Raw genomic sequence first — 18,843 nt, 5'->3', positions numbered from 1 at the left:
CACCATCTGCGCTCCCATGTTCTCGAACTTGTCCTCGAGCTCGATTTCCTTGGCGACGGTGACGCCGTCCTTGGTGATGCGCGGCGCACCAAACGACTTGTCGATGACGACGTTACGGCCCTTGGGGCCGAGGGTGACCTTCACCGCATTGGCCAGGATATCGACACCGCGCAGCATCTTCTCGCGGGCTTCGGTATGGAATTTGACGTCCTTGGCAGCCATTTTTCAACTCCTTCCTTAGGCAGCATTTTGACGGATTAAGACCCTCGCTCAGGCGGCCTTCCTGGCCTGGATTTCGGTCTCGATCACGCCCATCACGTCGCTTTCTTTCATGATAAGCAGGTCTTCGCTGTTGAGCTTGATCTCAGTGCCGGACCATTTGCCGAACAAGATGCGGTCGCCGACCTTGACGTCGAGCGGCGTGAGCTTGCCACTTTCGTCGCGCGCGCCCGGGCCGATGGCGATGACTTCGCCCTCCTGCGGCTTCTCCTTGGCAGTGTCGGGAATAATGATGCCGCCGGCCGTCTTCTCCTCGGCCTCGATGCGGCGAACCAGGATACGGTCGTGCAATGGACGGAACGTCATGTCGTTCTCCTTCAGGACAAACAGATTTTTAAGGTTCCTCCACACCGGACCGGCAATATCGGGCAGGTGCGGGGCGCCGCGACCCTTCTTCAGGCATCGCGCGCATATCGACCTAGTTTTGCATTTTTTGAGTTTCAAGAGGTCGCTGAAAAAATTTTGGCACTCGGCATTTCGGAGTGCTAGCGACATGAATTCATGAAGCTATTTTGCCAGGGCGCGCGATTTTCAGGTCTTGAAATTCGGTCCGAACTCCACGAATTTTTTGCAGTTGGAGTCCCGAAAGGGGCACGGCAACACCAAAGATGCCAAGGAGATTGTTAGGAAGCGGAGACCATCGATGGAACGAACCTTGTCGAAGAACATCCTCTCGATCGCCCCTGAAGCCTCTGATCCTTCGCTTGATCGCCTGCTCTTCCCGGCGCGGCACCTTAATCACCCCGATGAGGTAGTGGGCGACCGCACGCTCGACATTCAGGAAAAGCGCGCCATTCTAGCCTCATGGGCGTCGGATGCTTGTGCCGTCGAATCTATGCCCGCGTTGCGAAAGCCACCGGGTGCTGCGAGCCCGGTGACATTTGACGCGGTCATGGATGCACTTCGCCGCCTGGACGATAGTCGCGGCGAGATTAGCTGCGATTTCAAGGAACGGTGGGACCGAGAAAGCCCGCAAGGACTTGAGGCTTAAACGCATCTAAGAAGGGGTAGAGAAGCATAGTCAGCAGGGAATTCCAGCTGCAGATGGAGGGCTGCGGTCTCACAACCGCGGAGATCCATTACCACCTTCCCGATCATCCAAGCCTTTTACAGCTCTATGTCTGGCAGGAATACGATCTTGCACCGGAATTCCCGACCCTGAAAGGGTTTCTGGATTACTGGGAGCGCGAACTCGAAGGCGCGCTCCATTCCGTGCGCGTCGCTCATCGCCGCCTGATCCGGCCTTGCGAATGGCAGGCCGTAGACGGCATCTTCACTCTTCAATAGCCGGCGCCCGGGTCTGCCCTGGCCGGGTCCGCCAGGTCGCCGTCATCGGGCTATCAAAGACGGTCGCACCAGAGCCCTCTTTGTTGATGCTGATGGCGGTGTGCAGCAACCACAGCGCCAAAAAGCCGATGCGCCCGAATCTGTCAGTTCCACTGGTTTTGAGGAACGGACGAGAACGAGCATCGCAGGGGTCGTGGCGCCACTCTGGGACTTCGCGCGACGGGTTCTCCTAGAAGGGAGGCTCAATCTCCGCCCGCCGTCGGTGGTTAGTGCGTCCGATTTCCTGGAAACTGTGATCGCGCCATTTGGTGGTTGAATGCCGCGGCCTCCTCAGCAGTATCGAACGCCCTTGCAGTCACGGTGCCATCAGCTGCCAGAATGACCGCAAGAAACGGGAATCCGCGCACTGGCGGTTTGTACAAGACGTATGCAGGCTTCGCGTTTTTCATATCCTGATTGTACTGGCCCAATGCGACTTGGCCAAGCGGCAGTAGGACACGCTCCTTTCTAGTTGCTACCGCATCCGATTCATAAAGGTGCTGGCCGTTCGTCTCGTCAGCTCCCCTTGAACTGAAAAGAGGTGCTTCCAATCTTTTTCCTATGTGCCGAGTGCGACTTGCCGGATGTCGAGTCGAATAGGAGCGGGAGGAACGCATGGTAACGATCTTCTTTGAAAATCCCGGTTCCGTCCTGGTTTGCCGTGGCGTTCGCCAAGCTCGCCGGCATGCTTTTGCCGGGAACTGATCATCGCCGCGCATGGTGGGGAAGGATCAGTTGCCCCACGGTTTGAAGGGGAGGTCACCAATGGAAAGTGCAACGTTCAAACAGCCGATTTTCGTAAGAGACGACGGCTATGGTGTCCAAAAGATCGGCTGTATCATGGATGCGATAGAGTTTCTGGAAGAATGGTCGGTTGAAAGGCGCGGCCTCCTCCACGCAGCGGCGTCTGATGCATGCTACACCGCCTACGATGGTCGGAAGTCTGTCGAGGCAGCGAACAAGGCCTTTACGGCTTGGGCACGCAGGGTCGGTGTCATCGAGGACGTGCCCGCAGCGCCGCCATGGATGACAGGGCCGAAGATCAGCAAACCAGACCATATCTTGGAAAGTGAGGGCTAAATCCTTTTAGAAGGTCAGGGCTAGATTCACTTTAGAAGGTGAGGGCTAGATTCACTGCGGCGGTAATCTACCGCCGCAGCATCGGAGCGGTGCGTCTCCCGGGCAACGTGAGCGGGAAAGCGGAGCCCCCTTACTTCAGCACCGAACTTCCCAAGCGGATCGCGCGACTAAGCGCGTCAGCCTGAATGGCAAGCCGCCCGCGGCATCTTCACGCTTCGCCCGGTCCGCTTTGGCCGGATCTGCCAGGTCGCCTTCGTCGTCGGGCTCGATCAGGCTTGCGAATGACATCGGGCGCGTGCTCGCCGGGCCGGATCTGCGCGAATGGATCGATAAGCACGGGGGCGAGCCAATGAGCATGACGCAGCCCGAGTTCGTCCGCTTCGTGGAGAGCGAGAGTGAAGGCGCGGCGCGACTCATGAAGGTCGCCAGTGTCAAGCCTTGATGGCCGACCGTCTAACGAGCTGCCTGCGTAATTCGCGCAATGAAGGGATATTCCTGTGCGCATGCGCCAGACTCGCATGCGCTTTCGCCAAAGGGAATCTCAAGCCGGACTCTTATGTTAGGCCGATACCACTAGGACGGGTGGCAAAAAAGAGAGCGGGCAATGCAACCCATAGACAGTCCGCTGGCAGTCGTCCGATCGGTGCGATCCTCGATCGCTGGACTCAAGATTCTGGACATCGGTTGCGGTACGGGCAACTTTGCTGGGCAGGTTGCTGCCGAGGGCGCAGAGGCGGTCGGCGTTGATCCGGGCGTGGATGCCATACGAGCTGCCATGGAGGCTGTTCCGCAGGCCAAGTTCTTCGAAGGCGTGGCGGAGGCTCTTCCTTTCGACAACGCGACATTCGACATTGGCATCATGATCAATGCGCTCCACCATGTTCCCGAAATGGCGATGCAGGCAGCGCTTGGCGAAGCAGCGCGTGTAATCAGGCCAGACGGCGTCGTGATCATTATCGAGCCGTTGCCGACCGGCAATTTCTTCTCCGCCCTTCGATTGATCGAAGACGAGACCGTTGTCCGACAAGCGGCGCAACGCGCGATCGAAACGGCCACACTGTCTGGAGTGCTCGTTCGGGTGGCGACGCTGAACTACATTCGTCGTGAGGTCTTTCGAACCGTGGACGGCTTCTTGGATCGCATCATAGCCGTCGATCCATCGCGACGCGAAATTGTGGCACAAGACGAATCTGCAATTAGAGCTGCCGTGCTCGCGGCGGCAGAACACAACAACGAAGGTTCACTTGTCTTCGACCAGCCCATCAAGGCGGATATTCTCGAACGCGCCTGATCTGAGTTTCATTTCCCGGGATCCCTCGGGCGACCTGAAGCCCAAGGATCGCTTTCTGCGCCAATTGCCGACATTTGTCGTAGGTCTGCTCAACGTCCGGGTTGGGTCAGATCACGTCGATGCCCGCGCCGGCCTAAAGGTCCGCTTCTGATAATTCGAGCCTCGAAGTTGCCGGTCCGCTCGCGGCCCTCCATTGAAATCCCGTCACACTTGTAACTCTCAGCTCCCCCTCCGCCCGAGCGTCTTCGTATCGAAACCGTTGGAAACGGCGAATTCGACCGGAGGACCGCAAATGACGATGTTTGCAGCAAAAGAGAAAGCCACTTCGTTGCTCGGGCAGGCGGTCGATTTTGCCGGCTGGCTCGGGCTCGCCGCCGCACCGACCTTCGCACTGATGGCCTGGATTTCTGCCCTCGGCTCGCCGGGCATGACCATGTGCTCTGCTGCCTCGCCTTTCATGCCGATCAACGACATGGCCCTGATGTATCTGCTGATGAGCCTCTTTCACGTATCGCAGTGGCTGAAGCACTTTTCCGCCTGTTCGCATCACCGCAACACTTCCGTCACCCAAACCGAAGGAGACTGACAATGCAACACGCTGTTGTTTCACGCGATGACTGGCTAACCGCCCGCCGGGACCTCCTGCAAGCGGAGAAGGAACTCACCCATCTTCGCGACAAGGTCGCACGCGATCGGCTCGCCCTGCCATGGGTGCGTATCGAGAAGGAATACGTCTTTGACACGCCGGATGGTCCGCGTGCGCTCGCCGATCTCTTCGACGGCCGTTCGCAACTTCTCGTACAACATTTCATGTTCGCGCCGGGATGGAAGGAAGGCTGCCCGAGTTGCTCATTCATGGCTGATCACACCGACGGCATGAACAAGCATCTGGCGCATCACGATGTTACCATGATCACCGTCTCGCGCGCGCCGCTTACCGAGATCGAGCGCTATCGCAGACGTATGGGCTGGCAGTTCCGATGGGTGTCCTCGAACGGCAATCCGTTCAACTACGATTTCCGGGTCAGTTTCACGCCCGAAGAGGTCGCCACCGGGCACATCGACTACAACTTCGGCGAATGGCGGGAAACCGGCGAGGAATGGCCTGGCCTGAGCGCCTTCTACAAGGATGAGGCTGGCGATGTCTTTCACACCTACTCCACCTTCGGCCGCGGTGTAGAGGTGATGATGGGCACCTACGCCATGCTCGACCTCATGCCAAAGGGGCGCAACGAAGCTGAGGGAATGGACTGGGTGCGCCGCCACGACCGCTACGCGTAGACCCGCGGGGGACGGTGGAATGATGCCCGGATGGTAAACGATATTCGTCGCACCTACAAAGCGGCGCAGTTTGTGCTCAACCACCTTTCCGTGTCACAGGGGTTCAATCTATTCTGAAGAACCAACCTGGGATGGAGATGTTGTAGCATGGCAAAGCTCGTCTTCGGAATGAACCAGTCCCTAGACGGCTACGTCGACCACCTGGAAATACGGACAGGCCCCGCGCTCTTTCGTCACTGGATAGAGCACGTGCGCGACCTGACCGGCAGTGTGTACGGTCGCCGCATGTACGAGGTGATGCGGTATTGGGACGAAGACCGTCCTGAGTGGAGTGCGGAACAACACGAGTTCGCGGCGGCGTGGAGGAGCCAACCGAAGTGGGTCGTATCGCGCTCGTTGAAGTCAGTCGGCCCCAACGCCACACTTGTTTCGGATGACATCGAGACGGTGATACGGGGGCTGAAGGCTCAGCTCGTTGGGGAGATTGCCGTTTCCGGACCAGACCTGGCGCGAAGCCTGACCGACCTTGGTCTTATTGATGAGTATCGACTCTACTTCCACCCCGTCGTGCTTGGTCGCGGCAAGCCATTCTTCGCCGGTCCCCGGCCGCCGCTCCGCCTTATGGCCAGCGATCGAATTGGCGAGGACGCGATCAGGTTGACGTACGTTCCTGCCTAATCACGCGACTCGCCCGACGAACTGCGCCGACGCGTCAGGCCCGCTTTGGGTCGTAACGAAGCGACCGCTTGTCGGTATCTTCGTCCCGATAGCGGACCTTCCGCATTCGGTCCCAAATATGACGTTTGACCGTCGGGGCGGGGTGCTGTTATATCCACGGCAAGCGTCGCCGGCGACCTGCCGCGCGTCAGTCGCGCGATACGGACAGCCCCGCGAGAAGCGGCGCGTACTCGGCGAGCCTGCAGGATACGAACTCGGTGAAGAGCCGCACGCGCTTCGTCTTGCGTGTCTCCCCCTGTGTGAGAAGCCAGAGCGTTCCGTACATGTGCAGGTCGGTACCCGGCACCCTCACCAGTAGGGGGTCGGCATCGCCAATGAAGCACGGCAGTGTCGTCATCCCGAGCCCTTGCCGTACAGCAACGATCTGCGCCTCGGCGTCCGTGGTCCTGAATGGAACCCCCGTGGTGCGAACCTCACCCTCGCTGGCCCATTCCGGAATTCCATGAATGCTTATGACGATCCACCGGATGGGATCAGGCGCGCCCGCACGCCACGCGGCTAGTCGATCGCAGGACATGTAGACGCCGCCGAACAGCTCCGGTCCCTTCAGGCCGTGAAGATTGAGCGGCAGGGTTTTGCGGTCGTAGACGACGCGGATCGCGACGTCGGCCTCTCGGTTGGTCAGATTTGCCAGCTCGCCGGACGACAAGATTTCCATCTCGATGTCCGGATGCAGACGCGCGAAATCGGCGAAGTCCGGCATGAGCAGGTGTGTCGCGAGGGGCGGTGCCAGCGTCACCCGCAGAAGCCCGCCCACGCTCTGGTCGCGACCGAAGACGCGCGTCTCCAGCTGGTGCGACGACACTTCCATCTGTTCCGCGAGCTCGAGGACTTCCTCCCCCGCAGCCGTCAGGCGATAGCCCGAAGGCAGCTTTTCGAACATGTGCGCCCCGAGGCGGTCCTCGAGTTGGGCGATGCGTCGCAGCACGGTCGCGTGGTTCACACCGAGGCGCTTGGCGGCGGCCCGCACCGAGCCTCCGCGTGCGACGGCAAGAAAGTAGCGAACGTCATCCCAGTCGATCATGGTGCAATCCCGCACCGCGCGGTGCGCCTTCCAAAGCCCTAACTTATCGTACAGTACAGGGCGGCCATCGTAACACTTTCCGACGAGCGGGGCCCAATTCCGAACGGCGGAACCTTATCGACGCGGCTGCAGTTAATAGCCGTACCGGATCGATTTCGCACCACCGATGTGCGCGCTTCCGCACTCAACGCCTGACCCCGGCAGCCCCATGTTCAAGGTCTCGGGCGTTCCCGAATGACCAAGGCGGAAGCCTGGAAGGATGCACGACATGACCAGACTGAATGGAAAGACCGCCGTCATCACCGGCGGCGCCACCGGCATCGGCCGCGCCGCAGCAAAGCGATTCGTCGAGGAGGGCGCCTTCGTCTTCATCTTCAGCCGCCGACAGGAAGCGCTCGACGCCGCTGTGGCGGACCTCGGGCCCAATGCCCGCGCGGTGAAAGGCTCGGTCTCGAATGAGGCCGACCTCGACCGACTCTACGCGGCTGTGAAGGCTGAGCGCGGAAGCCTCGATATCGTCTTCGCCAATGCCGGGGCCGGAGGCCCGCTTCCGCTCGGCCAGATCACCGCCGAGCACATTGACGAAACCTTCGACACCAATGTGAAGGGCACGATCTTCACGGTCCAGAAGGCGTTGCCGTTGATGGGCCCAAGCGGTTCGATCATCCTGACCGGATCGAGCGCCGGCACCACGGGCGCCCCGGGATTCACTGCCTACAGCGCGAGCAAGGCGGCAGTGCGCAATCTCGCGCGGACCTGGGCGGAGGACCTGAAGGGCACCGGCATCCGGGTAAATGTGTTGTCGCCCGGGGCGACGGCGACCGAACTCGCGAAGGAAGCGCTGGGCGAGGAGGGCCAGAAGGCCTACGGCGCGATGACTCCGCTCCAGCGCATGGCCGATCCGGCGGAGATCGGGGCCGTTGCCGCCTTCCTCGCGTCGCCGGACAGCAGCTTCATGACCGGCAGCGAGGTCGCCGTCGACGGCGGCCTAGCCCAACTCTGACGCACTAGGCCCGGCCGGGCGCTCCATTTGATCGTTCGGAGCGCCGTAGGGCGTGACAACCCAAGGAGAATACATATGAGCTACGCAATTATCGGCTTCGGCAATATCGTCCAGGCTTTGGCCAAGGCGTTTGCCCGCAAAGGCATCGAAGTATCCGTTGCAACCACGCGCGACCCGGAACGCTTTGCATCCGCTGCGGCCGCGGTCGGTCCCACGATCATCCCCAAAAAATTGGCGGACGCCCTCGAGGCGGACATCATCTTTTTGGCTGTCCGTTTCGAGTCGCACCCAGAGGTCGCGAAGGCGCTCGCCACCTGGCAGGGGAAGACCATCGTCGATGTGACCAATGCCTACGGCGTGCCTCCTGAAAAACTGGGGGGACAGCCTTCTTCCAAGTTCGTTGCACAGGCATTCTCTGGTGCAAAACTAGTCAAGGGCTTCAACCATCTGGTCGCTGCCGTCCTTGATCAGGATCCGGCCGTGCATGGTGGCAGGAGGGTCGTGTTCCTGGCGAGCGACGATGACGACGCCGCAGCGGAGATTGGTGTGCTTGCGGGAAAGCTCGGTTTCGTGCCGATCAAACTTGGCGGGCTTTCGGAAGGCGGATTGCTAGTCCAGGCGCGCGGAAATAGCTGGGGTCAACTGATCTTCAAGGACTTGGTCAAGTTCGACTGATGAACACGACGTGCCAGCCGGCAGGGCCACGATGCACGGATCGGATCGAGCACGATGCGATCCATGCGAAATGGAGAAATTCCCATGAACATTGAGAAGAACATCCAGACCGTCAAGGACTTCTTCGCCGCGATCGGCCGCGGCGACAGGGAGGCTCTGCTGGCGCTGGTCGCCGAGGACATCGAGTGGATCATTCCGGGCGAGGACTGGCCGCTGGCCGGAACGCGCCATGGACACGCCGGGCTGGCGGATTTGCTTGAGACGGCATCCAAGTCGATAGAAACGTCCACGGAACCCCGGGAGTTCGTGGCGCAAGGAGACCGGGTGCTCGTGCTCGGCTTCGCGAGGGGAAGGATCAAAGCCACGAACAAGACGTTCGAGGACGACTGGATCTTCGCCATCACCGTCCGGGACGGCAGACTGTCCAACATCCGGGAATACGTCGACACACAAGCACTGGCGCGCGCCGCGCAGATGGGCGCGGCCGGGCCTGCATAGCACTGGTCATCTTCGGCCATCGGTTCGGGGTAGACGGTAGATCAGCCGAAAATCGCCCCATTGTACGCCGCGCGCTCGTCTAATGCCCAACCGTAAAGGAGATTCCGATGTACGACCAATCCAAGGTATCCGAGTTGATCCGGTTCGCACGAGTAGATGCGGGCTCCACTGTCATTGACGTCTACCCAGGCGACGGCGATTGGACGCGCCTGTTCTCCGACGTCGTGGGCCCCGAAGGTCGGGTCTACAGCTTCGTGCCGGCCGAAGTCGCCGACTTCAAGAACGATCCGGTTGGCCGCATGCGGACGCTCGCGAAGGAGCCGGGCCGAGAGAACGTCGAAGCCGTCTCAGCGGACCTCGTCGCGATGCCGCAGGCCACGCAACCAGCGGATGTGCTGTGGCTGCACCTGTTCTACCACGATCTCCACACCGCGCTGATTCAGAAGAAGGGCGCGACGGCGGCCCAGTTCAATCGAGCCGTCTACGAGCGGCTGAAGCCCGGTGGGTCGTACGTCATCGTCGACCACGCCGCCGCCGTCGGGGCGGGCACGAGCGACGCCCAGTCGCTGCATCGTATTGAGCCTGCCTCCGTTCGGGAGGAGGTGGTGGCGGCCGGCTTCGTACTGGACGCGGAAAGCACCATCCTCGCGAACAGGGACGATTCGCACTCGATCAAGGTCTTCGATCCCTCGATCAAAGGCGAGACCGATCGCTTCGCCTTTCGATTTTTGAAGATCTGACACTGGGCCACTCGCCAACGATGAGGTCGGCTCTCGGACGGGACGCGGCTTCGACAAATGCGACGACCCATTGTGGGTCGGTTTCGGAACGACAGCTTACCGCAGAAGTTGGTTGAAACCGGATCGCCCGTGTCGGCCCATTGACGTCATTCCGGATCGTCCCGTTGACAGGCGCTCGGTATTCTTCTTTGCGGCCCATCTTAGCCGTCTAGCGAGTCTGTCGCCCGGTCTCAGAAGCCGCCGTCCGTTCACGGCCCGGTGGGTCTGTCGGGAGGCCGGGGTGTCCCTCGCTAGTCAGAGCGACGCCGTTTGGGACTTGTCCGTCGGGTAGCTTAAGCGACACAAGTGCCTGGCTTTAGCCCGATGGCGGGGCAGCCACAGGGTGGACATTTCAGCCCACATGGAAAATGATCATGTTGCCATGCACAACACTGCAGTGATCTGATCTCGACGAGAAGCCTGAGCGTAGAAGCGGATCAACCGGCCTCCGGGTCCAGCGAGCGAGGACGCAAATGGACACCCCAGAGAATGGGCAATTGCATCGCGACGCGGGCGGGCGACCCTGTCGATCGGCCGGCTGGCTTGCCCGCGCCGCCGTGTCGGCGGCATTCCTGCTCGGCATGGCTTTCAGCACTGCGTTTGCGCAGGACCAGCAGCTACCCGTGGTGACGGCGGCCAAGCCGGTGGTCCGTGAAATCGTCGAAGACGACGAGTTCGTCGGGCGCTTCGAAGCCGTCGACCAGGTCGCCATCCGTTCGCGCGTCAGCGGCTATCTGGACAAGGTCAGCTTCCAGGACGGCGCACTGGTCAACAAGGGCGACCTGCTCTTCACCATCGACCAGCGTCCGTACCAGGCGGCTTATGATGCCGCCAAGTCGCAAGTGGACGTCGCCAAGAGTCTGCTCGAATTCTCCAAGATGCAGCTGGATCGCGCCGACGAACTCGCCAAGACCGGCAATATCTCAACCGCGACGGTCGATGACCGCCGGCGGGAATACCTTTCGGCGCAGGCGCAGATGCAGGGCGCGACGGCTGCGCTGACGACGGCCAGCCTGAACATGGAATTCACCGAGATCAAGGCGCCCTTGTCCGGCCGCATCGACCGCCGGCTGGTGTCGGTCGGCAACCTCGTGCAGCCGGATTCCACCTTGCTGACGACCATCGTTACGCGCGATCCGATCGACTTCTATTTCGACGTCGATGAGCGCCTGTATTTCAGCTACGCCCGCGACGCGAAGGAGCGTGGCGGCAGCATGCAGGAAGGCGCCGGCGGGCTCGAGGTGGTGGTTCGCGTCGCCGACCGCGCGGAGGCGGTATTCAAAGGCAAGCTCGATTTTGCCGAGAACCGGATCGACAACGCGACCGGCACCATGCGGGTGCGTGCAAGGTTTCCCAACGCCGACGGCATTCTCCAGCCAGGCATGTTCGGGCGCATCAACGTGCCGGGGTCGCTGCCGCATAGCGGCGTGCTGGTGCCCGACGAGGCGATCGGCGCCGATCAGGATCGCCGCATCGTGTTCCTTGTGGATGGGGCCGGGATGGTGTCGGCGAAGCCCGTGCGCACCGGCCCGCGTCTCGACGGCTACCGGGTGATCCGCGAGGGCCTGACCGGCGACGAGACGATCATCGTCAACGGGCTGATGCACGCCAGGCCCGGCACCAAGGTGAAGGTCGAGATGGTGACGTTGTCGCCCAAGGCCGAGACCGCCGAGTTGCAGCAATGAGGTTCGCACATTTCTTCGTCGACCGTCCGATCTTCGCATCGGTCGTTTCGATCGTCCTGCTGATCCTCGGCGGGATCGCTTATACCCAGCTTCCGGTCGCGCAATATCCCGAGATCGCGCCGCCGACCATCGTCGTTCGCGCGCAGTATCCGGGCGCCGACGCCGAGACGGTCGCAGCGACGGTGGCGACGCCGATCGAGCAGGAGATCAACGGCGTCGAGGGCATGCTCTACATGTCGTCCTATTCGTCGGGCGACGGGGCGATGGCGCTGACCATCACCTTCAAGCTGGGCACCGATCTCGACCAGGCGCAGGTGCTGGTGCAGAACCGCGTGTCGGTCGCCCAGCCGCGCCTGCCCGAAGAAGTCCGCCGCCTCGGCATCACCACCACCAAGAGCTCGCCCGACCTGATGATGGTCGTGCACATGCTGTCGCCCGACAACACCTACGACCAGCTCTACGTCTCGAACTACGCCCGCTCGCGGGTGCGCGACATACTGCTCAGACTCGACGGCGTCGGCGACCTCATCATCTTCGGCGAACGCGAATATTCGCTGCGCATCTGGCTCGATCCGGAAAAACTGTCCGCCCTGGGGATGACCTCGGGCGATGTGGTCCAGGCGCTGCGCGACCAGAACGTCCAGGTGTCGGGCGGCTCGATCGGCGCGCCGCCGACCAGCACCGGCACGGCGTTCCAGTACACGGTCACCACGCAAGGCCGCTTCAACGACGCACGTGACTTCCGATATGTGATCGTCAAATCGACCGACGACGGCCGCCTGATCTCGCTGCAGGACGTGGCGCGCATCGAGCTCGGCGCCAAGGATTACGTCACCAACTCCTATCTCAACGGCAAACCGGCGGTGGCGCTCGCCATCTTCCAGCGGCCGGGCACCAATGCGCTCGCCGCAGCCGCGGAGATCCAGGACAAGATGAAGGAGCTTTCCCGCGACTTCCCGAAGGGGTTGAGCTACGACATCGTCTACAATCCGACCGAGTTCGTCGCCGAGTCTATCCAGGAGGTCTACAAGACGATCCTCGAGGCGATGCTGCTGGTCATCATCGTCATCATCGTCTTCCTGCAATCGTGGCGCATGGCGATCGTGCCGATCGTGGCGATCCCCGTGTCGCTGATCGGCACGCTGGCGGTGCTTTACGCCGCCGGCTTCTCGCTCAACATGCTGACGCTGTTCGGCCTCGTTCTGGCGATCGGCATCGTCGTCGACGATGCGATCGTCGTGGTCGAGAACGTCGAGCGCAATATCGCCAGAGGGCTGGCGCCCAATCCGGCGTCGCACCTGACCATGGACGAAGTCGGAACGGCGGTCATCGCGATCTCGCTGGTGCTGATAGCCGTGTTCGTGCCAACAGCCTTCATCCCCGGCATTTCTGGGCAGTTCTACCTGCAGTTTGCGATCACCATCGCGGTGTCGACGGCGATCTCGGCATTCAATTCGCTGACGCTTTCGCCGGCGCTGGCCGCACTGCTGTTCAAGCCGCACCACGCCGCGGCGGCGCCGCCGCGCTTTTTCCTGGCGCGGTTCGGACGGGCGCTCGCCGACGGCTTCAATCGCGGCTTCGACAGGGTCGCCCATTGGTATTCGAGCATCATCCGCGTGCTGGTCGGCTCGTGGATAACGATCGCCGCCATGCTGGCCGTTCTTGCGGCCCTCATCTACGCCACGGTCTACATGGTGCAGGCGGTGCCGCGCGGTTTCATTCCGTCGCTCGACCAGGGCTATGCGATCGTCGTCGTCCAGTTGCCGGACGGCGCCTCGCTATCGAGGACCGATGCGGTCATCCAGCAGGCGTCGCAGATCATCCAGAAAACGCCAGGCGTCGACTACGCAGTCGCCTTCGCCGGCTTCTCCGGCGCGACCTTCACCAACGCCAGCAACGCGGGCGTGATCTTCGCCAGGTTCAAGCCGTTTGACGAGCGACTGAAAGCCGGCCAGTCGGCGACCCATGTCATCGGCAATCTGTTCGGCAGCCTGCAAAGCATCAAGGAAGCCTTCATTATCGCACTGCCGCCGCCGCCGATCCGCGGCGTCGGCAATGCCGGCGGCTTCAAGCTGCAGATCCAGGAGCGCAACAGCGCCGACATGCGGCAGATCCTGGCGCTTGCCAACGAAATCGCCGGCAAGGCCAACAAGACGCCGGGGCTGACGGGCGTGTTCACCACGTTCTCCGCGTCGAGCCCGCAATTCTTCCTGGCGATCGATCGCGACAAGGCGCGCATCCTGAACGTGCCGATCCCCAACATCTTCGAGACGCTGTCGATCAATTTGGGCACCGCCTACGTCAACGACTTCAACGCCTTCGGGCGCGTCTACCAGGTGCGGGCGCAGGCCGACCAGGCGTTCCGCCTCGATCGCGCCGACATCTTGAAACTGAAGGTGCGCTCGGCGACCGGCGCGCTGGTTCCGCTCGGCACGTTGATCGAGATCCGCGACGTCACCGGCCCGGCGCTGGTCCAGCGCTACAACATGTACGTCTCGGTGCCGCTGCAGGGCAACGCCGCGCCCGGCGTTTCCACGGGCGACGCGCTGGCATTGATGGAAGGGATCACGGCAAAGACGCTGCCGGCCGGTACCTCCTATGAATGGACCGAGCTCGCCTATCAGGAGCGCAACACCGGCAATGCCGCTGTCTATATCTTCGGACTGTCGGTGCTGTTCGTGTTCCTGGCGCTGGCGGCGCAATATGAAAGCTGGGTGCTGCCGTTCGCCATTGTGCTGGTGGTGCCGCTCGGCGTGCTCGCGGCGTTGCTCGGCGTGTCTTTCCGAGGGCTGGACAACAACATCCTCGTGCAGATCGGCCTCATCGTGCTGATCGGGCTTGCCGCCAAGAACGCGATCCTGATCGTCGAATTCGCGCGGCAGGCGCAGGAACGCGGCCTGTCGGCCGCCGAGGCTGCCGTCGAAGCCTGCCGGCTCAGGCTGCGGCCGATCCTGATGACCGCCTTCTCGTTCATCCTCGGCGTCGTGCCGCTGATGATCGCAACGGGCCCGGGCGCGGAAATGCGCCAGTCGCTCGGCACCGCGGTGTTCTCCGGCATGCTCGGCGTCACCTTCGTCGGCCTGTTCCTGACGCCGGTGTTCTACGTCACGCTCAGGTCGCTGTTTTCACGGCGCAAGCCCCGTGCCGAGGCCGAGCCTTCGGGGCCGGCAGAGGCCCCATCGGAGACGGCCGCCGAGTAGGGTTACGAATTCGCCGCGTCGGGCGCGGCTTATCACTCCAGAAAATCGGCGCGGCGCGGCAACGGCCACGGTCCGCGCGACCTCGGCGTCGCGGGTGCGCCAATTCCTGACGTTTGCGCTCGGCGCAGCCAGGTCGCAAGTTGGCTTGAATCTCTTGGCGACAACATGTATACATGATGTCTATGAGTGAGCGACATCAATCACAACGCCCGGCCATAGGGCAACGCGCCGATGCTGCGCAGGACGTGGTCTACCGCTGGCTGAAGCAGCATGTGCTGACCTTGCCTAGCCGCGAGGGCACGTTCCTTACCGAGGCGGAGGTTTGCCGCGAGACGGGAACGTCGCGGACGCCGGTGCGCGAGGCGCTGTTGAGGCTCGAAGCAGACGGCCTCCTGCAGATCGTGCCGAAAAAGGGCGCCTATGTTCCGCCGATCACCGAGGCGGAGATCGAAGCTGTCATGCAGGCGCGCGGCTTGGTGGAGGAGTGGTGCGCAGGGCGGGCAGCCGGCTTTGGTGACATGCTTGCGGCGGAACTCGACAGGCTGATCGCCCGACAGGTGGAGGTGCGGCACGATCCCGTGGCGTTCATCGAATGCGACCGGGAGTTTCATCGCACGATCGTGCGCGCCGCCGGCAATCCGGTGCTCGCCGACTTCTATGAGAGCCTGCGGGACCGCCAGTTGCGGATGGGCGTGCATGCCATCACGATCTCCGGCGGCCGCGGCGACAGCGTGCTTGCCGAGCACGCAGCGATCGTCGAGGGCATACGCCGCGGACAGCCCGAACAGGCGGCCGCGGCCGTCGCCCAGCATCTGGCGCGGACGCTCGTCGCCTTGCGGCTGCCGACCGCGGCAGGCTGGGGCTCGGTTGCAACCGCGCGTAGCGCGGCGGTGGCACGGTAAGAGGGCGGCCGCGGCGTTCGCATCGGCGATGCGAACGGTCGAGACACACAGTGGCGGCGGGCAGTTGGTCAACGGAATTGGTGAATTGACTATTGTGACTTAACCGATCGGTGCCGAAAGGGCCGGGCATGATGATCGACAGGGAAACGGCTTTCGACGTGCGCGCGTTCCGCCAGGCGCTTGGACAGTTTCCGACCGGCGTCTGCGTCGTCACCTGTGTGGCCGATGGCGAGCAACTCGGCATGACGATGAGTTCGTTCAACTCGCTCTCTCTCGATCCACCACTCGTCCTGTTCAGCATCGACGGTCGTTCAGCCAGCTTACCGCTCTGGCAAAAGGCAGCCAGTTACACGGTCAATGTACTCTCGGAAAACCAGAAGGACATTTCGAACCGCTTCGCCAAGCCGCTTTCCAACAAGTGGGAGGGGATGCGGTTCGAGCAAGGCCGCTCTGGCGCCCCGGTGCTGCCCGGCGCGGCGGCGCTGTTCGACTGCGAGCCGTGGGCTAGGCACGAAGCCGGCGACCACGTGCTGTTCATCGCCAGGGTGAAGCACTTTCGGTCCTTCGCCGACCGGCAACCGCTCGTTTTCGGCAAGGGGCGTTACGCATCACTGCAGCCAACGGAGTTCGCGGCGCCGCTTTGGCCGCTCGACATCCACTACTGATCGCGGAGGGTAAGATGATCAAGACTGGGGCGCAGCATATCGAGATGCTGAGAGATGGCAGGCAAGTCTATATCGATGGCCAGATGGCCGGTGACGTCACCGTGCATCCAGCCTTCCGCCAGACGATCCGGTCGGTCAGCACGCTCTACGACTTCCAGGCGCGGCCGGATAACCGGGAGTTGATGACCTTTGAAGTTCCCGAAAGCGGCGGGCAGCGGGCCAATCGCATCTGGCAGTTGCCGCGCAGCCATGCCGAGCTCGTCGAACGGCGCAAGGCGCTGGAAGCCTGGACGGAGCTTCATTACGGCTTTCTTGGCCGCGCCCCAGACCATGTCGCCTCCTGCATTTCCGGCATGTTCATGGGGATCGAGGTCTTCGAGGCCTATGACAAGGCGCGAGCCGCAGCACTCGCCGATTATTACCGCTACGCCCGGGACAACGAACTCTATCTCACCTACGTCATCATCAATCCACAGGCCGACCGCTCGAAGTCCGCGGGTGAGCAGCAAGACCGCTTCCTCACCGCCGGCGTCGTCGACCAGGACGCAGCAGGCCTGACAATCCGCGGCGCCAAGATGCTGGCGACCGGCGGCATCATGGCAAACGAGGTGTTCGTCACCTGCATCCAGCCGCTGCGGGAGGGCGACGAGCCCTATGCTGTGTCCTTTGCCGTGCCGATGAATGCCGGGGGGCTAAAGATCCTGTCGCGCAAATCCTACGAGGAGAGCGCCGCCAGTGTCTTCGATAATCCACTCGCCAGCCGCTTCGACGAGAACGATGCCGTGCTCTACTTCGACAATGTGAAAGTTCCCTGGGAGCGCGTCTTTATCAACGGGGACATCGCCATGTGCCAACGGCAGTTCCATGCCACGCCGGCGCATGTCTTCCAGAACTACCAGGCGCAGATCCGCCTGATGGTGAAGATGCGCTTCCTTGTTGGCATCGCCCGGCGCATCGCCGAGACCAACGGCGTCATCAACTTTCCGCAGGTGCGCGAGACGCTGGGAGTCCTGGCAGCGCAGAACACCATGGTCGACGCGTTAGTATACGCCATGGAGGTGAAGGGCCGCATGCTTGGCGCCTATTTCGTACCCGATGCGCATACGCTCTATTCGGCTCAGGTGCTGACACAGCAACTCTATGCCGAGGTGATCCTCGCCTTGCGCGACTTGGCGGGCGGCGGACTGATCATGCTGCCGTCTTCCGTCCAGGATTTCGCCGATCCGGAGCTGTGCAGTCTGATTGAAAAGACACAGCAATCGCCGGTCACTTCGTCGAAGGGCCGGGTAAAATTCTTCAAGCTGGCCTGGGATGCGATCGGCTCAGAGTTCGCCTCACGCCACACGCAATACGAGATGTTCTATGCCGGCGCCACCTTCGTGACAAAGGGGCACAGCTTCCGCACCTTCGACTGGGACCGCTGCACGCAGCTCGTCGACCACATGCTTGACAGCTATTCGCTGGACGACGAGGTCGGCCGTGCCGCTCCGGTTGCCGCTTGAGGTTTGCCATGCCGATCCGAAAGGAACACAAGGAATTTCACACGATCGACATGACCGGGGAGGGCTGGCATTCGCCGCCTGGTTACCCGCCCGGCATCGAGCAGAAGATTCTTGCCGGCCGGCTCGACGAGGCAGGCAAGACCGGGAACCGCACGCGGCTGCTGCGGTTTGCGCCGGGTGCCTATACGACGGTGCAGTTCGTGCATGAGTACTGGGAAGAGGTCTATCTGTTATCGGGAGTCCTCATCGTCGGCGGATGCTCGGTCGAAGAGCCGTCGCTGAGCTTTGCCCCGAACACCTACGCCTGCCGGCCGCCTGGCGTCTATCACGGTCCCTTCCGGTCGCATACCGGGTGCCTGTTGCTCGAGCTTCACTACTACGAGACTTGATTTTTTTCGAATGATGTTCCGCTCCCAAGCGCCTGCGGACTCTCTCGCTTTAGTGCGCCACCGAGTCATAAAACGTCTGGCAACAGTGCGTCTCTGACGTTCAGAATGTCTGTTGCGGGTCAGTTCACGTCGATGCATGGGGGCGCCTGAATGTCCGCTTCTCACATTCCAGGCCTCGAAGCCGCAAGTCCGCTTCCGGCCCAATCTGGTCATCCGATGTGGGCCTTAGCGATCTTTCCGAGCCGTGAGAGTAGCGCGCCGTTTAATTAGCCACAATGTCAACATGACTGACCCGCCGGGTTGCGCATACGCAGAATCGATTTTGATGGCAGCTTTGCGCCGCATTTCGGCCGTAGAAACCAGCATCGCCCTTTCCTGAAAGCAGATGAGGTGGATGGCTCCCGCTCCCGGCATCACAGTCCACAGTGGGTTTGCTGTCAGGCAACCCGAGCTAAGGAGCCATCCGCCATGCAGATTACCACCGTGGGCCTTGATCTGGCCAAGCGCATTTTTCAAGTTCACGCCG

Annotated in this window: 21 protein-coding genes; 17 read left to right on the top strand and 4 right to left on the bottom strand. The window is 61.9% G+C overall.

Features of this window, described 5'->3' with window-relative positions; translation table 11 throughout:
* A partial coding sequence (locus AC04SI_RS31330; RefSeq protein WP_488475555.1) for a TCP-1/cpn60 chaperonin family protein occupies window positions 1-222 on the bottom strand: 222 nt, incomplete at its 3' end.
* A 48-nt stretch (window positions 223-270) separates the two neighbouring features.
* Window positions 271-585, bottom strand: a complete 315-nt coding sequence (locus AC04SI_RS31325; RefSeq protein ID WP_404284782.1) for a co-chaperone GroES — start codon at window positions 583-585, stop codon at window positions 271-273.
* Between the two features lie 337 nt (window positions 586-922).
* On the opposite strand from AC04SI_RS31325, the gene AC04SI_RS31320 reads away from it, so the two are divergent.
* The 7 genes from AC04SI_RS31320 (at window position 923) to AC04SI_RS31290 (ending at window position 5,935) form a co-directional block, all read left to right on the top strand.
* Entirely contained in the window at window positions 923-1,270 is a 348-nt protein-coding gene (locus AC04SI_RS31320) for a hypothetical protein (RefSeq protein ID WP_404284780.1), read from the top strand.
* 53 nt (window positions 1,271-1,323) lie between these two features.
* Window positions 1,324-1,566: an usg protein gene (locus AC04SI_RS31315; RefSeq protein WP_404284779.1), complete on the top strand. Its 243-nt coding sequence runs from the start codon at window positions 1,324-1,326 to the stop codon at window positions 1,564-1,566.
* Between the two features lie 804 nt (window positions 1,567-2,370).
* Window positions 2,371-2,685, top strand: coding sequence for a DUF982 domain-containing protein (locus tag AC04SI_RS31310; RefSeq protein ID WP_404284777.1), 315 nt, complete (start codon window positions 2,371-2,373; stop codon window positions 2,683-2,685).
* 604 nt (window positions 2,686-3,289) lie between these two features.
* Window positions 3,290-3,976, top strand: coding sequence for a class I SAM-dependent methyltransferase (locus AC04SI_RS31305; protein WP_404284776.1), 687 nt, complete (start codon window positions 3,290-3,292; stop codon window positions 3,974-3,976).
* Window positions 3,977-4,268: 292 nt separating this feature from the next.
* Entirely contained in the window at window positions 4,269-4,562 is a 294-nt protein-coding gene (locus tag AC04SI_RS31300; protein ID WP_404284774.1) for a hypothetical protein, read from the top strand.
* A 2-nt stretch (window positions 4,563-4,564) separates the two neighbouring features.
* Window positions 4,565-5,257 carry a DUF899 domain-containing protein gene (locus tag AC04SI_RS31295; protein WP_404284772.1) on the top strand — a complete coding sequence of 231 codons (693 nt, stop codon included), beginning with the start codon at window positions 4,565-4,567 and terminating at the stop codon, window positions 5,255-5,257.
* A gap of 147 nt (window positions 5,258-5,404) precedes the next feature.
* Window positions 5,405-5,935 (top strand): dihydrofolate reductase family protein, encoded by a 531-nt coding sequence (locus AC04SI_RS31290; RefSeq protein ID WP_404284771.1) that lies wholly within the window; start codon window positions 5,405-5,407, stop codon window positions 5,933-5,935.
* 187 nt (window positions 5,936-6,122) lie between these two features.
* Here AC04SI_RS31290 and AC04SI_RS31285 read toward each other — a convergent pair whose 3' ends face one another.
* Window positions 6,123-7,019, bottom strand: coding sequence for a LysR family transcriptional regulator (locus tag AC04SI_RS31285; RefSeq protein ID WP_488475554.1), 897 nt, complete (start codon window positions 7,017-7,019; stop codon window positions 6,123-6,125).
* A gap of 268 nt (window positions 7,020-7,287) precedes the next feature.
* On the opposite strand from AC04SI_RS31285, the gene AC04SI_RS31280 reads away from it, so the two are divergent.
* The 10 genes from AC04SI_RS31280 (at window position 7,288) to AC04SI_RS31235 (ending at window position 18,317) form a co-directional block, all read left to right on the top strand.
* A complete protein-coding gene (locus AC04SI_RS31280; RefSeq protein WP_404284788.1) occupies window positions 7,288-8,022 on the top strand; it encodes an SDR family NAD(P)-dependent oxidoreductase in 735 nt (244 codons plus the stop codon).
* A gap of 75 nt (window positions 8,023-8,097) precedes the next feature.
* Window positions 8,098-8,697, top strand: coding sequence for an NADPH-dependent F420 reductase (locus tag AC04SI_RS31275; RefSeq protein WP_488475553.1), 600 nt, complete (start codon window positions 8,098-8,100; stop codon window positions 8,695-8,697).
* 84 nt (window positions 8,698-8,781) lie between these two features.
* On the top strand, window positions 8,782-9,195 hold the full coding sequence (locus tag AC04SI_RS31270; RefSeq protein ID WP_404284765.1) for a nuclear transport factor 2 family protein: 414 nt from the start codon (window positions 8,782-8,784) through the stop codon (window positions 9,193-9,195).
* Between the two features lie 107 nt (window positions 9,196-9,302).
* Window positions 9,303-9,935: a class I SAM-dependent methyltransferase gene (locus tag AC04SI_RS31265; protein WP_404284763.1), complete on the top strand. Its 633-nt coding sequence runs from the start codon at window positions 9,303-9,305 to the stop codon at window positions 9,933-9,935.
* Between the two features lie 620 nt (window positions 9,936-10,555).
* Entirely contained in the window at window positions 10,556-11,659 is a 1,104-nt protein-coding gene (locus AC04SI_RS31260) for an efflux RND transporter periplasmic adaptor subunit (RefSeq protein ID WP_404284786.1), read from the top strand.
* Entirely contained in the window at window positions 11,656-14,859 is a 3,204-nt protein-coding gene (locus AC04SI_RS31255; RefSeq protein WP_404284761.1) for an efflux RND transporter permease subunit, read from the top strand. The genes AC04SI_RS31260 and AC04SI_RS31255 overlap by 4 nt, the downstream gene beginning before the upstream one ends.
* Window positions 14,860-15,041: 182 nt before the next feature.
* Window positions 15,042-15,761 carry a GntR family transcriptional regulator gene (locus AC04SI_RS31250; protein WP_488475552.1) on the top strand — a complete coding sequence of 240 codons (720 nt, stop codon included), beginning with the start codon at window positions 15,042-15,044 and terminating at the stop codon, window positions 15,759-15,761.
* 128 nt (window positions 15,762-15,889) lie between these two features.
* Window positions 15,890-16,426: a flavin reductase family protein gene (locus tag AC04SI_RS31245; RefSeq protein WP_404284757.1), complete on the top strand. Its 537-nt coding sequence runs from the start codon at window positions 15,890-15,892 to the stop codon at window positions 16,424-16,426.
* Between the two features lie 14 nt (window positions 16,427-16,440).
* Complete coding sequence (locus tag AC04SI_RS31240; protein WP_404284755.1) at window positions 16,441-17,928, top strand: 4-hydroxyphenylacetate 3-hydroxylase family protein; 1,488 nt, start codon at window positions 16,441-16,443, stop codon at window positions 17,926-17,928.
* 8 nt (window positions 17,929-17,936) lie between these two features.
* Entirely contained in the window at window positions 17,937-18,317 is a 381-nt protein-coding gene (locus AC04SI_RS31235; protein WP_404284753.1) for a cupin domain-containing protein, read from the top strand.
* Between the two features lie 225 nt (window positions 18,318-18,542).
* Here AC04SI_RS31235 and AC04SI_RS31230 read toward each other — a convergent pair.
* On the bottom strand, window positions 18,543-18,843 hold a 301-nt coding region (locus AC04SI_RS31230; protein ID WP_488475551.1), incomplete at its 5' end, for a hypothetical protein.

The sequence above is a fragment of the Mesorhizobium sp. CNPSo 4689 genome (assembly GCF_057784325.1).
The sequence above is the reverse complement of the archived record's forward strand: the minus strand, read 5'-3'. Positions and strand labels throughout refer to the sequence as shown.

What these genes read in the sequence shown, in the direction of transcription:
- AC04SI_RS31325 (WP_404284782.1), bottom strand. Translation starts at nt 585, where the DNA reads ATGACGTTCCGTCCATTGCACGACCGTATCCTGGTTCGCCGCATCGAG.
- AC04SI_RS31320 (WP_404284780.1), top strand. Translation starts at nt 923, where the DNA reads ATGGAACGAACCTTGTCGAAGAACATCCTCTCGATCGCCCCTGAAGCC.
- AC04SI_RS31315 (WP_404284779.1), top strand. Translation starts at nt 1,324, where the DNA reads ATGGAGGGCTGCGGTCTCACAACCGCGGAGATCCATTACCACCTTCCC.
- AC04SI_RS31310 (WP_404284777.1), top strand. Translation starts at nt 2,371, where the DNA reads ATGGAAAGTGCAACGTTCAAACAGCCGATTTTCGTAAGAGACGACGGC.
- AC04SI_RS31305 (WP_404284776.1), top strand. Translation starts at nt 3,290, where the DNA reads ATGCAACCCATAGACAGTCCGCTGGCAGTCGTCCGATCGGTGCGATCC.
- AC04SI_RS31300 (WP_404284774.1), top strand. Translation starts at nt 4,269, where the DNA reads ATGACGATGTTTGCAGCAAAAGAGAAAGCCACTTCGTTGCTCGGGCAG.
- AC04SI_RS31295 (WP_404284772.1), top strand. Translation starts at nt 4,565, where the DNA reads ATGCAACACGCTGTTGTTTCACGCGATGACTGGCTAACCGCCCGCCGG.
- AC04SI_RS31290 (WP_404284771.1), top strand. Translation starts at nt 5,405, where the DNA reads ATGGCAAAGCTCGTCTTCGGAATGAACCAGTCCCTAGACGGCTACGTC.
- AC04SI_RS31285 (WP_488475554.1), bottom strand. Translation starts at nt 7,019, where the DNA reads ATGATCGACTGGGATGACGTTCGCTACTTTCTTGCCGTCGCACGCGGA.
- AC04SI_RS31280 (WP_404284788.1), top strand. Translation starts at nt 7,288, where the DNA reads ATGACCAGACTGAATGGAAAGACCGCCGTCATCACCGGCGGCGCCACC.
- AC04SI_RS31275 (WP_488475553.1), top strand. Translation starts at nt 8,098, where the DNA reads ATGAGCTACGCAATTATCGGCTTCGGCAATATCGTCCAGGCTTTGGCC.
- AC04SI_RS31270 (WP_404284765.1), top strand. Translation starts at nt 8,782, where the DNA reads ATGAACATTGAGAAGAACATCCAGACCGTCAAGGACTTCTTCGCCGCG.
- AC04SI_RS31265 (WP_404284763.1), top strand. Translation starts at nt 9,303, where the DNA reads ATGTACGACCAATCCAAGGTATCCGAGTTGATCCGGTTCGCACGAGTA.
- AC04SI_RS31260 (WP_404284786.1), top strand. Translation starts at nt 10,556, where the DNA reads ATGGCTTTCAGCACTGCGTTTGCGCAGGACCAGCAGCTACCCGTGGTG.
- AC04SI_RS31255 (WP_404284761.1), top strand. Translation starts at nt 11,656, where the DNA reads ATGAGGTTCGCACATTTCTTCGTCGACCGTCCGATCTTCGCATCGGTC.
- AC04SI_RS31250 (WP_488475552.1), top strand. Translation starts at nt 15,042, where the DNA reads ATGAGTGAGCGACATCAATCACAACGCCCGGCCATAGGGCAACGCGCC.
- AC04SI_RS31245 (WP_404284757.1), top strand. Translation starts at nt 15,890, where the DNA reads ATGATGATCGACAGGGAAACGGCTTTCGACGTGCGCGCGTTCCGCCAG.
- AC04SI_RS31240 (WP_404284755.1), top strand. Translation starts at nt 16,441, where the DNA reads ATGATCAAGACTGGGGCGCAGCATATCGAGATGCTGAGAGATGGCAGG.
- AC04SI_RS31235 (WP_404284753.1), top strand. Translation starts at nt 17,937, where the DNA reads ATGCCGATCCGAAAGGAACACAAGGAATTTCACACGATCGACATGACC.